Raw genomic sequence first — 14,654 nt, 5'->3', positions numbered from 1 at the left:
ATGGGCCGGTGACCTCCGGACGAGCAGACGCCAACCGCCGCCGCATCCTGGACGTGGCCCTCACCGAGCTGCTGCGCGACCCGGACGCCTCGATGGACCAGATCGCCCGCGCGGCCGGTGTCGTACGCCGCACGGTCTACGGCCACTTCCCCAGCCGCGAGGCCCTGATCGCCGCGCTCGTCGACAACGCGACAGCCGCCGTGATCGAGGCTCACGCCACCGGCCGCGCGGGTATCGGCGACCCGGCCGAGGCACTGGCCAGCGCGACCCTCGCCGTCTGGGAGATCGCCGACCGTTACCGCCTACTGGTCGCACTGGCCCAGCGCAGCGTCACGATGGCGGGCATCAAACAGCGCCTCACCCCGGTGCGCGAGACCTGCACGGCGCTGATCCAACACGGCCTGGACGAGGGCGCGTTCACCTCACCCCTGACCGCGGCGGCCCTGGCGTACGTCCACGAGCAGGCCCTGTTCGGCCTGATGGAGGCCGTCAACGAGGGGGCCCTCCCGGCCGCGGAGGGCGGCGCGGCGGCGGCCAGCACCCTGCTGATGACGGCGGGGGTACCGGCGTCCCGGGCGGCCGAGGTGGTGGGGGCCGCGCTGGAGCGGGGGGACGGGAGCCGAGCCGGCGTCAGCGGCCGGTCGTGAGGACCATCCGGAAGCGTGCCGTGCCCGACAGCATGCGGGCGAACGCCTCGTCCGCCTCCTCCAGCGGCGCTTCCTCGGTCCAGGAGCGGACGCCGGTCTGTGCGGCGAAGCGCAGAGTGTCCTCGGTGTCCACGGCGGTGCCCGATGCGTGGCCGTAGACCTTCTTCGTGTCGGTGATGAACTGCATGCCGGTGAAGGTCATTTCGTCGGGGGTGGCTCCGACCACGATGAGTTCACCGCGCCGCCCCAGACCGTCGAAGGTCTCCGTCATGGCCGGGCCGTGGGTGACCGTGGCGAGGACGACCTTCGCGCCGCCCAGGTTCTGCAGGGCCTCCGATACGTCCTCGGCCGTGCTGTCGATGTAGTGCCTGGCCCCGAGGCCGTGTGCGAGCTTCGCCTTCTCCGCGCCGCGGGCGATGGCCACCGCACGGAAGCCCATCTTCGCCGCGAACTGCACACCGAGATGGCCCAGTCCGCCGATCCCCAGGATCGCGACCAGGTCACCCGGGCGGGTCGCGCTGCGCCGCAGCGCGTTGAAGACCGTGACGCCCGCGCAGGCCAGCGGCGCGGCCTCGACCGAGGTCAGTTCGTCGGGGACTCGGGCCAGCGCGACCGCGGGCACGACGACCGTGTCGGCGTACCCGCCGGGGTAGGCCGCCCCGGGGATCTCCAGCCGCGGGCAGTTGACGGCGTCGCCGCCCCGGCACGCCTCGCAGTATCCGCAGCTGCCGCCGTACCAGCCGACGGCGACCCGGGCCCCGGCCTCCCAGCCCTCCACGCCCGCGCCCAGCGCGTCGATACGGCCCGCGATCTCATGGCCGGTGGTCACCGGGAACGTCACTCCCGGCAGCATCCCGCCGGTGATCATCGCGTCGGAGTGGCAGATTCCGCACGCCTCCACCGCGATCCTGACGTGGCCAGGTCCGGGTTCCGGAAGTTCGGTGCGTACAAGCGTGAAGGGGCCGCCGGGCTCGGCGACCTGCATGGCGCGGGGGGACGTGGGCGTGGATGTCATGGGACCTTCCTTGCCTTCCGCGAGGTGGAGCGTATGGAGCGGGGCCGGAGCAGTGGTGCCGGGACGGTGAGGCCGGGGCGTCGGCCTTCTGGCCCGGCCTGTCCGTCCCTTCCAGTGTGGGCACTGCGCGTCATATCGGCACGCGCAGTGGGCACTACGCGTCACTATCGGCACGCGCGCCGGGCGGTGCGGCTGTGGGCGGCGCGTCGTACCGGTTCAGTGGGGGTGCGGAGGGCGGTACGGGGTCGGAATCGGGGCCGTTGTCAGTGGCCGGTGGCAGCATGTGAACCGACCGCCTGCTCCGCACTCCGCGACCCGACGTGACCCACCCCCGACCCGGCCCCACCCGTACCCCGGACCCTTGTCCGGCCCCACCCATATCCCGCCGGACCCTTACCCGACCCACCCGTGTCCCGACCGCGCACCCCAGGGAATCCCCATGAAGCACACCGAGCACCGCTGCGCCTGGGCGGACGGCTCCGAGCTGATGGCCGCCTACCACGACGAGGAGTGGGGCCGCCCTTCGCACGACGACCGCTATCTCTTCGAGTTCCTCGTACTTGAGGGCGCCCAGGCCGGGCTCTCCTGGTCGACCGTGCTCAACAAACGGGACAACTACCGAAGACTCCTTGACGGGTTCGACCCGGTGCGGATCGCCGAGTACGACGAGGACCGGCTGGCGGAGCTGCTCGGCGATCCGGGCATCGTACGGAACCGGCTGAAGGTCGCCTCACTGGTGAAGAACGCCCGCGCCTTCCTCGCCGTACAGAAGGAGTTCGGCTCGTTCGACACGTATCTCTGGCAGTGGACCGGCGGGCAGCCGGTCGTCAGCCGGCCGGGGCCCGGGGACCCGCTGCCCACCAGCACCGAGCTGTCCGACCGGATCAGCAAGGACCTCAAGCGGCGCGGTTTCACCTTCGTCGGCACCACCATCGTCTACGCGTATCTGGAGGCGGTCGGTGTCGTCGACGACCACGGGGCGGGCTGCCCGGCGGCGGTGGCGCCGCTGCCGGGATGAGCCCGCCCGTCCGGTGGGTGTCAGGTGGCTGTCAGGACCTGGGCGCCGTCTCCTTGCCGCTCTCCGCCGTCCCCGTGCCGCCCCGGGACACCGGCACGGGCACCTCCTGCGGCTCCGCGGATCCCTCGCCGCCGCCGTCCCGGCCACCGTCGGCGCCTGCATCGCCATCGGCACCGTCATCGGCGCCGCTGCCCGCACCCTCCGGCCGGTCGTCCATCAGCGTCGCCTCGTCGAACGGCAGCCGCCCGGAGAGCACCTCCGCCGCCCGCGCCTTGTCGATCTCCTTCGTCCAGGTGCCCACCAGGACCGTCGCCACGGCGTTCCCGGCGAAGTTGGTCATCGCCCGCGCCTCACTCATGAAGCGGTCGATACCCACGATCAGGCCGACGCCGTCGACCAGATCGGGGCGGTGCGACTGGAGGCCACCGGCGAGCGTGGCGAGGCCCGCTCCGGTGACACCGGCGGCGCCCTTGGACGCGACGATCATGAACAGCAGGAGTGAGATCTGCTCGCCGCCGCTCAGCGGCTTGTCCATAGCGTTGGCGACGAAGAGCGCCGACATCGTCAGATAGATGGCGGTGCCGTCGAGGTTGAAGGAGTAACCGGTCGGGACCGTGATCCCGGCGACCGGCCTGCTCACGCCCAGGTGCTCCATCTTCGCGATCAGCCGTGCCAGCGCCGACTCGGACGAGGACGTCGAGAGGATCAGCAGGAACTCGCGGCCCAGGTACTTCAGCAGCAGGAAGATGTTCATGCCCGCGATCAGCCGCAGCAGCGCACCGAGCACGACGAAGACGAAGAGCGCACAGGTCAGATAGAAGCCGATCATGATGACGGCCAGCGACTTCAGCGCGTCCACACCAGTCTCGCCGACGACGGCGGCCATTGCACCGAACGCACCCACCGGGGCCGCCCACATGATCATGGCGAGGATGCGGAACACCAGCCGCTGGATGTGCTCGATACCGCGCAGCACCGGCCGGCCCGCCGGGCCGATCGCCTGGAGCGCGAACCCGGTGAGCAGCGCGATCAGCAGCGTCTGCAGGACCTGGCCCTCGGTGAAGGCGGAGACCATGGTCGTCGGGATGATCCCGAGCAGGAAGTCCGTGGTGGAGTCGCCCGCGCCACTGGCCTGTGCGGCCCCCGCGTGCCGTACCGCCTCGGTGAGATGCAGCCCGGAGCCGGGCTCAAGGACGTTCCCGACGACGAGGCCGATGGCCAGCGCCACCGTCGACATCACCAGGAAGTAGCCCAGCGCGAGCCCGCCGACCGCACCGACCTTGGCCGCCTTGCGGACCGAGCCGACCCCCAGCACGATCGTGCAGAAGATGATCGGCGAGATCATCATCTTGATGAGATTGACGAACCCGGTGCCCAGGGGCTTGAGTTCGACGGCGACTCCGGGGGCGGCGAAGCCGACCACGATGCCGAGCACCACCGCGGCGATCACCGCGAGATACAGATAATGCGTACGGTCCCGCTTCTTTGCGGACACGCCGGCCTCCTCGTACACGTCCGGACCACGCCCGGACCACGTCCGACCCACGTCCGGACCACGTCCGATCCACGTCCGGACCGCCTTCGATCCACTTCCCTGACCATCCGGTGGATCTCCGAGACTCTCCATCAGCCTGTGACCGCGGTCACCCTTGCGTGCATTTCGTTCACACAATTCGCAGCGGGCAGACTGTCGGCCATGCACATACGCGCCCCGCGGCCCCGCAGCCTGGCCGGCCAGCTCTTCGCGATGCAGGTCGTGCTGGTCGCGGTGATCGTGGCCGGATGCGCGGTGTTCAGCTATGTGTCGGACCAGCGGCAGGCGCAGGCCGCCGCCCGGCGTCAGGCCACCGCCGCCGCCACCGCCGTGGCGCTCTCCCCCTCCGTGCGCCGGGCGACCGTCTCCGACGACCCGTCTGCGGTGCTCCAGCCGTACGCCGAGCAGGTGCGCCGCTCCACCGGGGTGGCCTTCGTGACGATCATGAACGTCCACGGCATCCGCTGGACGCATCCCGACCCGGCCAGGATCGGTGAGCACTACCTGGGCCACACCGCTGAGGCGCTGCACGGCAGGACGTACGCCGAGACGTACACCGGCACGCTCGGCCCGTCCGCCCGGGTCGTCACCCCGGTCAGGGCCGGTGGCGGCGCCCACTCCGAGGTCACCGGTCTGGTCAGCGCGGGCATCACCGTGGACCGGATCGACGCGCAGCTCCAGGCGCAGGTGAGTGTCCTGCTCTGGTTCGCGGGGGTCGCCCTCGCGCTGGGCGGCATCGGCACGTACGTCATCAACGCACGGCTGCGCCGGCACACGCACGGGATGAACCCGGCCGAGCTGAGCCGGATGCACGACTACCACCAGGCCACCCTGCACGCCGTACGGGAGGGGCTGCTGATGCTGGACAGCGGCCGCCGTATCGCGCTCATCAACGACGGCGGCCGTGAGCTGCTGGGGCTCGGCGACGACGTGGTGGGGCGTGGCGCCGCCGACCTCGGGCTGCCGGCCCCGCTCACCGGGCTGCTGCTCGCCGACGGGCCCCGGGTGGACGAGGTGCATCTGACCGCCGACCGGGTCGTGGTCGTCAACAGCCGCCCGGTGTCGTCGGGCGAACACCGCGGGACGGTCGTCACCCTGCGCGACCGCACCGAACTCCAGGCGCTCTCGGGCGAGCTGGACTCGGAGCGCGGCTTCAGCCAGGCGCTGCGCGCGCAGGCCCACGAGGCCGCCAACCGGCTGCACACGGTCGTCTCACTGATCGAGCTGGGGCGGGCCGCGGAGGCCGTGGAGTTCGCGACCGGCGAGCTGGAACTGGCGCAGACCCTCACCGACCGGGTGGTGGGCGCCGTCGACGAACCGGTGCTCGCGGCGCTGCTGCTCGGCAAGGCGGCGCAGGCCAACGAGCGCGGGGTGGAACTGGTCCTGGCCGACGACAGCGTCCTGGAGGAGGGGCTGCTGCCCGCCCGCGACCTGGTCACGATCCTCGGCAACCTCATCGACAACGCGGTCGACGCCGCGCAGGGCAGCGACGGCGCCCGGGTCACCGTGACCGTGCGCGCGGCCGGTGGCGAGCTGCTGATCCGGGTACGCGACACCGGCCCCGGCGTCGCCCCGGGCGACGACGTCTTCCGGCTCGGCTGGTCGACGAAGAGCACCGGCCGCGGCCTGGGCCTGGCCCTGGTGCGGCAGACCGTCGGCCGCGGTGGGGGTACGGTCACGGCGGCGGGCCCGGAGTTCGTCGTACGGCTGCCGGTCCGACAGGAGGTGACCCCGGCGTGATCAGGGTGCTGGTGGTCGAGGACGACCCGGTCGCGGCGGACGCGCACGAGCTGTACGTGGGCCGGGTGCCCGGCTTCTCGGTGACCGGAAAGGCCCACTCCAGGGCGGAGGCGGTACGGATCCTGGACCGCGCCCCGGTCGAGCTGCTACTGCTCGATCTTCATCTGCCGGACGGCCACGGCCTCCAACTGGTCCGTTCGCTGCGCGCCGGGGGCCACACCGCCGACGTCATCGCCGTGACATCGGCCCGCGATCTGGCCGTCGTACGGGAGGGGGTCTCGCTCGGGGTGGTGCAGTACGTACTGAAGCCGTTCACCTTCGCCACCCTCCGCGACCGCCTGGTCCGGTACGCGGACTTCCGGGGCGCCGCGGCGGGCGAGGCGAGCGGCCAGGAGGAGGTGGACCGCGCCCTCGCCACCCTGCGCACCGCCGAACCGGCCGCACTCCCCAAGGGGTTGAGCGCCCCGACCCTGGAGGCGGTGACCCGCACCCTGCGAGCGGCACCGGAGGGAACGACGGCCACCACGACGGCCGACGCGGTCGGCATCTCCCGCATCACCGCACGCCGCTACCTGGAACACCTGGTCACGACGGGCCGGGCGGTACGCCGCCCCCAGTACGGTCAGATCGGACGGCCGGAGCTGCAGTACCGGTGGGTGAGCCGGCCGTAGGGGCGGGGGCTCTTCGGGGGCGGATAGGCCGGTCGCCAACCTCCCCGCCGGGGAAGGATGTTGACCCGATCCGAAGACGGATACCAGACTTTCGCGCACAGTCGCTGTCCGACACCGCGGGGCGGAAGACGACTGAGTACGCTACTTCTCACGCCTTCATGCCTCACACCCTCTCCCGGCCCTGAACCGAAGACTTCCGCACCGGGATCGCGTGGGTTCAAGCCCGCGCGAAGACCTGTTGCGGGGTTGGTCTTCACGGGGCGCGGGATCTATGGGGTCGGCTGAGCGTGATGGGCTGGTGATGTCCGGGGGACGAGAGGCAGGCGGCTGGCATCGACACCACTTCAGGAAGAGGCGAGAAGGGGGCTGGGATGCAGGTAGCGGGCCGGGAGGAGCTTCGCTGGATTCCCGAGAAGCGAAGAAGGGTCGCTATGTCGGAATCTCCAGAAGTAAGTAAAAACGGGTACCTGCCTGCATGAAACTGCAGGTCGGGGCCTGTGGTCCCCGCGCATGCGGGGTTGGCCCCGTACCGCGGCGGCGCGTGACCATGCCGTACTTGTGGTCCCCGCGCATGCGGGGTTGGCCCCGCGGTGAACTGGCTGGTCAGCAACATCGTGAAGGTGGTCCCCGCGCATGCGGGGTTGAGGTTGACCCCCGGGCTGTCCCGCCGACCGGGTCCGTGAGGCTGTGGCCCCCTACGGGACAGTGGGGGCGACGGCATAGCCGAACCGTAGGGCCAGAATCATCGTCGTCCCCGTACGTTTCTCCACATACCGAGACTGTGTGAACAAACCGTATTCGCGGGACCACCCTTGCCCTTACCGTGTGCCCGTGCACCAGACCCCGCCCTTCGACGCCCCCGCCGCACGCCGCCTCCGTGAGGCGCTGGGCATGGCGCCCGGCCACGTCGCCTATGGGCTGCGGGCCCAGTACGGGCTTCTCGTCACCCCGGATGTGGTCGCCGCCTGGGAGCGCGGGCTCCAGGCGCCGTCCGCACGTGAACTGACGGCGCTCGCCGGGGTGTTGTGGTGCTCTCCGGGTGACCTGCTGGTCGAGGCCGTCAGCCTGCGCGAGCACCGGCTGGCCCGGGGCATAGCGCCGGACGACCTGGCCCGGCGGGTCGGTATGGACCCCGCGAGCTATCGCAAGGCCGAGGAGTCCGGCCGGTGGCGGGGCAACGAGCGTCAGTCGGCGGCGCTGGCGGAGGCCCTCTCGCTGAGCCCGGCGGCCTTCCTCACGGCGACGGGGCGTGACGGGGAGCTGGCCGGGATTCTGACCAGCGCGGCGACGACCCGCTGGCAGGCCCACGTACGGGCCACGGCCAAGCTCGTACCGCTGTCCCGCCCCGATCTTGAGCGAGTTCTTGAGCGGCTGCACTCCGACTACCAGGCGCTGATGGTGACGACGCTCAACTGGGGGTCGACCGAGGAGGCCGGCGCGGGCGACGCGGGGCGGGCGTTCCTGGACTCGATCGTGGTGCGGTTCTGGGAGCTCGCCGGGGGCTGAGACGGCCCCGCCCGGTGCGAAGGATGTGGGTGCGGACCCCGGGCGGGGTGCAGGCCCGGAGTGCAGGCACCGGATTGCAGGCACCGCATGCTGCGTGGCTCCAGGGGCCTGTACGAGACGGGCCGGGACGAGAGGGGCCAGTACGAGACGGGCCCGGCCTAGAAGACCGACTCCGCCTCGTACATCCGGCTCTCGTCGACCGTCTTCAGATGGGTCACCGCGTCCGCCAGCGGCACCATGCCGATGTCCGTGCCGCGCAGCGCCGTCATATTGCCGAAGTCACCGCGGTGCACCGCTTCCACCGCGTGCCAGCCGAAGCGCGTCGCCAGGACCCTGTCGTACGCGGTGGGGGTGCCGCCGCGCTGGACGTGCCCGAGGATGACGGGCCTGGCCTCCTTGCCGAGCCGGGTCTCCAGCTCGACGGCGAGACGGGTACCGATGCCGGCGAAGCGCTCGTGGCCGAACTGGTCGATGACGCCCTTCTCGTACGGCATGGAGCCCTCGGCGGGGTGGGCGCCCTCGGCGACGCAGATCACGGCGAACCGCTTCCTGCGGGCGAAACGCTCCTCGACCATCTTGACCAGGTCGTCGACCTCGAAGCGACGCTCGGGCAGGCAGATGCCGTGGGCGCCGCCCGCCATACCGGACTCCAGGGCGATCCAGCCCGCGTGCCGGCCCATGACCTCGACGACCATCACGCGCTGGTGCGACTCGGCGGTGGTCTTCAGCCGGTCGATCGCCTCGGTGGCGACCCCGACGGCCGTGTCGAAGCCGAAGGTGCGGTCGGTGCCCGAGATGTCGTTGTCGATGGTCTTGGGGACGCCCACCACCGGCATCCCGGCGTCGGAGAGCATCCGGGCCGCCGTGAGGGTGCCCTCGCCGCCGATCGGGATGAGCGCGTCGATGCCGTACCGCTCGGTCAGCTCGGCGCAGTTCTCGGCGGCCTCGCGCAGCCGGTCGCGCTCCAGGCGGGCGGAGCCGAGGATGGTGCCGCCACGGGCCAGGATGCCGCTGACGGCGTTGAGGTCGAGGGGGCGGTAGTGGCCGTCGAGCAGGCCCTTGAAGCCGTCCTCGAAGCCGATCACTTCGTCGTTGTGCCCGGCCACGGCACGGTGCACGACCGAGCGGATGACGGCATTGAGGCCGGGGCAGTCGCCGCCCGCGGTGAGGACTCCGATGCGCATCGTGCTGATTCTCCTGCTCCTAGTGGGGCCTGCGGATGCTCCTGGTGGGGCCTGCGAACCGTGCCGATTGTTCCACGACCGCTCGCCGGGGGTCTCCCGTGACGGCCCTTCCGTCCCGTACACAGCCGTGGACAGGCGGCTTAGCCAGCCCCGAGGGTACTGTCAAGAGGGCGCGCCGGGCCGTCACGGGCGCCCCCAGGGGCCCGGCCCCGCAGGCCGGGGCAGGACCGGGACGGCCCGCCGCAGCGTGACGGGTCCGGACCGGCCCACCGCAGTGTGACGGGCCCGGTATCGGCCCGCAGAAACGTGACGGGCCCCGGACCGGTCCGCCGCAGCAGTACGCAGGGACAACGGGTACGCAGGGACGACGAGGCAGAGGACGGAGAGCACGCGTGACGCGCAGCGTGTACGTGACCGGGATCGATCGCGGCGACGGCCGCCAGGTCGTCGAGCTGGGGGTCATGGAGCTCCTCACCCGCCAGGTGGACCGGGTCGGGATCTTCCGGCCGCTGGTGCACGACGGGCCCGACCGGATGTTCGAGCTGCTGCGGTCCCGCTACCGGCTGAGCCAGGACCCGGCGTCGGTGTACGGCATGGACTACCACGAGGCATCCGCCCTCCAGGCCGAACAGGGCACCGACGAGCTGGTCTCGCAGCTGGTGGGCCGCTTCCACGAGGTGGCGCGCGGGTACGAGGTGGTGCTGGTACTCGGCACCGACTTCGCCGCCACCCAGCTCCCTGACGAGCTGGCGCTCAACGCCCGGCTGGCGAACGAGTTCGGCGCCTCGGTGATCACGGTCGTCGGCGGCAAGGGCCAGACGCCCGAGTCCGTGCGCTCCGAGACCCGTAACGCCTACCGCGCGTACGAGGCGCTGGGCTGCGACGTCATCACCATGGCGGTGAACCGGGTGGCCCCCGGCGACCGCGCCGAGCTGGCCGGACAGCTCGCGGCGCAGCTTCCGGTGCCGTGCTCGGTGCTGCCCGACGAGCCGGCGCTCGCCGCGCCGACGGTCGCCCAGATCAGCCATGCGCTGGGCGGCACGGTGCTGCTCGGCGACGAGGCGGGGCTGGCCAGGGACGCGCTGGACTTCGTGTTCGGCGGGGCCATGCTGCCGAACTTCCTGAACGCGCTGACGCCCGGCTGTCTGGTCGTCACCCCCGGGGACCGTTCGGACCTGGTGGTCGGCTCGCTCGCCGCGCACAGCGCGGGCACCCCGCCGATCGCCGGGGTGCTGCTGACTCTGGACGAGCGTCCGGGCGAGGAGATCCTCAGACTGGCCGGCCGGCTGGCCCCGGGCACCCCGGTGGTCGCGGTGGCGGGCGGGTCGTTCCCCACCGCGGGTGAGCTGTTCGCCCTGGAGGGCCGGATGGACGCGGCGACCCCGCGCAAGGCGGAGACCGCGCTCGGCCTGTTCGAGCGCCATGTGGACGCGGCTGAACTCCTCGGCCGGCTCTCGGTGGCCCGCAGCGGCCGGGTCACCCCGATGATGTTCGAGCACGAGCTGCTGGAGACCGCGCGGGCCGACCGCCGCCGGGTGGTGCTGCCCGAGGGCACCGAGGAGCGGGTGCTGCGCGCCGCCGACATCCTGCTGCGCCGCGGGGTCTGCGAGCTGACGCTGCTCGGCGATCCGGAGACCGTCCGCAGGAAGGCGGCCGACCTGGGCATCGACCTGTCGCGGGCCGATGTCACCGACCCGGTCGCCTCCGCGCTGCGCCAACGGTTCGCCGAGGTGTACGCGAAGCTCCGCGCGCACAAGGGGGTCACCGTGGAGCTGGCCTACGACGTGGTCGCGGACCCGTCGTACTTCGGCACGCTGATGGTCCAGGAGGGCCTGGCCGACGGCATGGTCTCGGGCGCGGTGCACTCGACGGCGGCGACCATCCGGCCGGCCTTCGAGATCATCAAGACCAAGCCGGACGCGTCCATCGTCTCCTCGGTGTTCTTCATGTGCCTCGCCGACCGGGTGCTCGTGTACGGCGACTGCGCGGTCAACCCGGACCCGGACGACCGGCAGCTCGCGGACATCGCGGTCCAGGCCGCCGCGACCGCCGCCCAGTTCGGGGTGGAGCCGCGTATCGCGATGCTCTCGTACTCGACCGGCACATCGGGTTCGGGCGCGGACGTCGACAAGGTGCGGCGGGCCACCGAGCTGGTCCGGGCGGCCAGGCCCGATCTGCTGATCGAGGGGCCCATCCAGTACGACGCGGCGGTCGACCCGTCGGTGGCGGCCACCAAACTGCCCGGCTCCGCGGTCGCGGGCCGGGCCAGCGTGCTGGTCTTTCCCGATCTCAATACCGGCAACAACACCTATAAGGCCGTGCAGCGCTCGGCCGGCGCCGTGGCCGTGGGACCGGTGCTCCAAGGGCTGCGCAAGCCGGTCAACGACCTGTCGCGGGGCGCGCTCGTCGAGGACATCGTCAACACCGTCGCGATCACCGCGATCCAGGCCCAGGGCGTGGACCGGAGCCGCGCCCAGGAGGAATCCGTATGACCGCCACCCGTGTTCTCGTACTCAACTCCGGCTCCTCGTCGCTGAAGTACCAGCTGCTCGACATGGCGTACGGCAGCAAGCTGGCGACGGGCCTGGTCGAGCGGATCGGCGAGGCGTCGTCGCGCTGTGTGCACACCCTGCTCGCGGACGGCGGCTCCACCCGTGAGCAGAGCGGGCACATCGCCGACCACTCCGCCGCACTGAAGGCCGTCGCCGCCGAGCTGGACGCCGACGGTCTCGGCCTGGACTCGCCGGAGCTGGCGGCCATCGGCCACCGGGTGGTGCACGGCGGGCTGCGGTTCACGGCTCCGACCGTCGTGGACGACTCGGTGCTCCAGGAGATCGAACGTCTGGTGCCGGTCGCCCCGCTGCACAACCCCGCCAACATCACCGGCATCCGCACCGCCCGCGAGCTCCGCCCCGACCTGCCCCAAGTGGCCGTCTTCGACACCGCGTTCCACACGACGATGCCGGAGTACGCGGCCCGGTACGCCATCGACGTGGAGACCGCCGACGCGCACCGCATCCGCAGGTACGGCTTCCACGGCACCTCGCACGCGTATGTCTCGCGCAGGACCGCCACGCTCCTCGGCCGGACCCCCGAAGAGGTCAACGTCATCGTGCTGCACCTCGGCAACGGGGCATCGGCGTCCGCGGTGGCGGGCGGGGTCTGTGTGGACACCTCGATGGGGCTGACGCCGCTGGAGGGCCTGGTGATGGGGACGCGCTCCGGTGACATCGATCCCGCCGTGATCTTCCACCTGACCCGGGTGGCCGGAATGTCCGTCGACGAGATCGACGTACTGCTCAACAAGAAGAGCGGTCTGGTCGGGCTCTGCGGGGACAATGACATGCGGGAAATCATCCGCAGGACCGGCGAGGGCGATCAGCGGGCGCAGCTGGCCTTCGATATCTACATACAGCGGCTGAAGAAGTACATCGGGGCCTATACCGCGGTACTCGGCCGGGTGGACGCGGTGACGTTCACGGCGGGGGTCGGCGAGAACTCGGCTCCGGTGCGCGCGGCGGCCGTCGCGGGCCTGGAGGGGCTGGGTCTCGCGGTCGACGGCGAGCGCAATGCCGTACGTTCCGACAAGGCCCGGCTGATTTCTCCGGAGGGGTCCCGGGTGGCCGTGGCCGTGGTTCCGACGGATGAAGAACGTGAAATCGCGCAGCAGGTATACGCCTTGGTCAATGAATGACACCTGAGCGCCGTACCGCCCATTTGTACTTTCCGCCAGACGGAATATTCCGTTGCGAAACAAACCGATAGGATCCGCCTCATGCGCCGTTCCAAAATCGTCTGCACACTGGGCCCAGCCGTCGACTCCTATGAGCAGCTGAAAACGCTCATCGAGGCCGGTATGAATGTGGCCCGTCTGAATATGAGCCACGGGTCCCACGCGGAGCACGAGGAGCGGTACCACCGCGTCCGCAAGGCTTCCCAGGACACCGGCCGCGCCGTGGGCGTGCTCGCCGACCTCCAGGGCCCCAAGATCCGCCTGGAGACCTTCGCCGAGGGCCCCGTCGAGCTGGTGCGCGGTGACGAGTTCACCATCACCGCCGAGGACGTCCCGGGTGACAAGACCATCTGCGGCACCACTTACAAGGGGCTGCCCAGCGATGTCGCCAAGGGCGACCCGATCCTGATCAACGACGGGAACGTCGAGCTCAAGGTCGTCGAGGTCGAGGGCTCCGAGGTCAGGACCATCGTCATCGAGGGCGGTGTCATCTCGGACCACAAGGGCATCAACCTGCCCGGCGCCGCGGTGAACGTGCCGGCCCTGTCCGAGAAGGACATCGACGATCTGCGGTTCGCGCTGCGGATGGGCTGCGACCTGGTCGCGCTCTCCTTCGTGCGCGACGCCGGCGACGTCATCGACGTACACAAGATCATGGACGAGGAGGGCCGCCGGGTCCCCGTCATCGCCAAGGTCGAGAAGCCGCAGGCCGTCGCCCACATGGAGGGCGTCGTCGCGGCCTTCGACGGTGTCATGGTGGCCCGTGGTGACCTGGCCGTCGAGTACCCGCTCGAAAAGGTCCCGATGGTGCAGAAGCGCCTCATCGAGCTCTGCCGCCGCAACGCCAAGCCGGTGATCGTCGCGACCCAGATGATGGAGTCGATGATCACCAACTCGCGCCCGACGCGTGCCGAGGCGTCCGATGTCGCCAACGCCATCCTGGACGGCGCCGACGCGGTCATGCTCTCCGCCGAGTCGAGCGTGGGCGCGTACCCGGTCGAGACCGTCAAGACGATGTCGAAGATCGTGGTCGCCGCCGAGGAGGAGCTGCTCTCCAAGGGCCTCCAGCCGCTGGTGCCCGGCAAGAAGCCGCGTACCCAGGGCGGTTCGGTGGCCCGCGCGGCCTGTGAGATCGCGGACTTCCTGGACGCGAAGGCGCTGGTGGCCTTCACCCAGTCCGGCGACACGGCCCGCCGCCTCTCCCGCTACCGCACCTGCCAGCCGATCCTGGCCTTCACCACGGACGAGGCGACCCGCAGCCAGCTCGCGCTGAGCTGGGGCGTCGAGTCGTACGTGGTCCCGCACGTGGACAACACGGACGCGATGGTCGACCTGGTCGACGCCGAGCTGCTGAAGCTCAAGCGCTACAGCGACGGCGACCGCATGATCATCACCGCGGGCTCGCCCCCCGGCGTCCCCGGCACCACCAACATGGTCCGGGTGCACCACCTCGGCGGCGAGGACAGCCCGAGCTGAGCCGGACTCCCCGCTCCCTGCCGTCCGTACGGCCGTGGCCCGCACCCTGCTGACCTGGGTGCGGGCCACCGCCGTTGGCCCAGGCTGCGGGCCCTTCAGCTGTGGGCCTTTCAGCTGTCGGCCTCAGTGC

General features: G+C 71.1%; 11 protein-coding genes. 8 read left to right on the top strand and 3 right to left on the bottom strand.

Translation table 11 applies throughout. The features are described from left to right. Nucleotides 1-8: 8 nt before the first annotated feature. Nucleotides 9-647, top strand: coding sequence for a TetR/AcrR family transcriptional regulator (locus ACWGKJ_RS04440; RefSeq protein ID WP_385030512.1), 639 nt, complete (start codon nucleotides 9-11; stop codon nucleotides 645-647). Here the strand turns inward: ACWGKJ_RS04440 and ACWGKJ_RS04435 are convergent. Continuing rightward, nucleotides 631-1,662: an alcohol dehydrogenase catalytic domain-containing protein gene (locus ACWGKJ_RS04435; protein WP_385030509.1), complete on the bottom strand. Its 1,032-nt coding sequence runs from the start codon at nucleotides 1,660-1,662 to the stop codon at nucleotides 631-633. The two genes, ACWGKJ_RS04440 and ACWGKJ_RS04435, sit on opposite strands and share 17 nt — an antisense overlap. A gap of 439 nt (nucleotides 1,663-2,101) precedes the next feature. On the opposite strand from ACWGKJ_RS04435, the gene ACWGKJ_RS04430 reads away from it, so the two are divergent. Continuing rightward, a complete protein-coding gene (locus ACWGKJ_RS04430) occupies nucleotides 2,102-2,680 on the top strand; it encodes a DNA-3-methyladenine glycosylase I (protein WP_453315667.1) in 579 nt (192 codons plus the stop codon). Nucleotides 2,681-2,711: 31 nt separating this feature from the next. Here ACWGKJ_RS04430 and ACWGKJ_RS04425 read toward each other — a convergent pair whose 3' ends face one another. After that, entirely contained in the window at nucleotides 2,712-4,175 is a 1,464-nt protein-coding gene (locus ACWGKJ_RS04425) for a cation:dicarboxylate symporter family transporter (protein WP_385030506.1), read from the bottom strand. Nucleotides 4,176-4,376: 201 nt separating this feature from the next. Between ACWGKJ_RS04425 and ACWGKJ_RS04420 the strand changes: the two genes are divergently transcribed. The 3 genes from ACWGKJ_RS04420 (at nucleotide 4,377) to ACWGKJ_RS04410 (ending at nucleotide 8,131) form a co-directional block, all read left to right on the top strand. Next, nucleotides 4,377-5,954, top strand: coding sequence for an ATP-binding protein (locus ACWGKJ_RS04420; RefSeq protein WP_385030503.1), 1,578 nt, complete (start codon nucleotides 4,377-4,379; stop codon nucleotides 5,952-5,954). Next, entirely contained in the window at nucleotides 5,951-6,625 is a 675-nt protein-coding gene (locus tag ACWGKJ_RS04415; RefSeq protein ID WP_385030500.1) for a response regulator, read from the top strand. Before ACWGKJ_RS04420 ends, ACWGKJ_RS04415 begins: the two co-directional genes overlap by 4 nt. An 831-nt stretch (nucleotides 6,626-7,456) precedes the next feature. Beyond that, nucleotides 7,457-8,131, top strand: a complete 675-nt coding sequence (locus ACWGKJ_RS04410; RefSeq protein WP_385030497.1) for a helix-turn-helix domain-containing protein — start codon at nucleotides 7,457-7,459, stop codon at nucleotides 8,129-8,131. A gap of 158 nt (nucleotides 8,132-8,289) precedes the next feature. On the opposite strand, the gene ACWGKJ_RS04405 is transcribed toward ACWGKJ_RS04410, so the two are convergent. Further along, entirely contained in the window at nucleotides 8,290-9,315 is a 1,026-nt protein-coding gene (locus ACWGKJ_RS04405; RefSeq protein ID WP_385030494.1) for an ATP-dependent 6-phosphofructokinase, read from the bottom strand. Nucleotides 9,316-9,707: 392 nt separating this feature from the next. Between ACWGKJ_RS04405 and pta the strand changes: the two genes are divergently transcribed. The 3 genes from pta (at nucleotide 9,708) to pyk (ending at nucleotide 14,524) form a co-directional block, all read left to right on the top strand. Beyond that, entirely contained in the window at nucleotides 9,708-11,807 is a 2,100-nt protein-coding gene (gene pta / locus ACWGKJ_RS04400; protein ID WP_385030491.1) for a phosphate acetyltransferase, read from the top strand. Further along, nucleotides 11,804-13,009, top strand: coding sequence for an acetate kinase (locus ACWGKJ_RS04395; protein WP_385030488.1), 1,206 nt, complete (start codon nucleotides 11,804-11,806; stop codon nucleotides 13,007-13,009). Before pta ends, ACWGKJ_RS04395 begins: the two co-directional genes overlap by 4 nt. An 81-nt stretch (nucleotides 13,010-13,090) precedes the next feature. Then, nucleotides 13,091-14,524, top strand: coding sequence for a pyruvate kinase (pyk, locus tag ACWGKJ_RS04390; protein WP_385030485.1), 1,434 nt, complete (start codon nucleotides 13,091-13,093; stop codon nucleotides 14,522-14,524). The last annotated feature ends 130 nt before the right edge of the window (nucleotides 14,525-14,654 follow it).

Source organism: Streptomyces sp. NPDC054757 (assembly GCF_053612185.1).
This window is presented reverse-complemented; position numbering and strand designations above follow the sequence as displayed.

Bases quoted from the DNA above. Each gene is read 5' to 3' on its own strand.
- ACWGKJ_RS04405 (WP_385030494.1), bottom strand. From the start codon at position 9,315: ATGCGCATCGGAGTCCTCACCGCGGGCGGCGACTGCCCCGGCCTCAAT.
- ACWGKJ_RS04435 (WP_385030509.1), bottom strand. From the start codon at position 1,662: ATGACATCCACGCCCACGTCCCCCCGCGCCATGCAGGTCGCCGAGCCC.
- ACWGKJ_RS04430 (WP_453315667.1), top strand. From the start codon at position 2,102: ATGAAGCACACCGAGCACCGCTGCGCCTGGGCGGACGGCTCCGAGCTG.
- ACWGKJ_RS04395 (WP_385030488.1), top strand. From the start codon at position 11,804: ATGACCGCCACCCGTGTTCTCGTACTCAACTCCGGCTCCTCGTCGCTG.
- pyk (WP_385030485.1), top strand. From the start codon at position 13,091: ATGCGCCGTTCCAAAATCGTCTGCACACTGGGCCCAGCCGTCGACTCC.
- ACWGKJ_RS04420 (WP_385030503.1), top strand. From the start codon at position 4,377: ATGCACATACGCGCCCCGCGGCCCCGCAGCCTGGCCGGCCAGCTCTTC.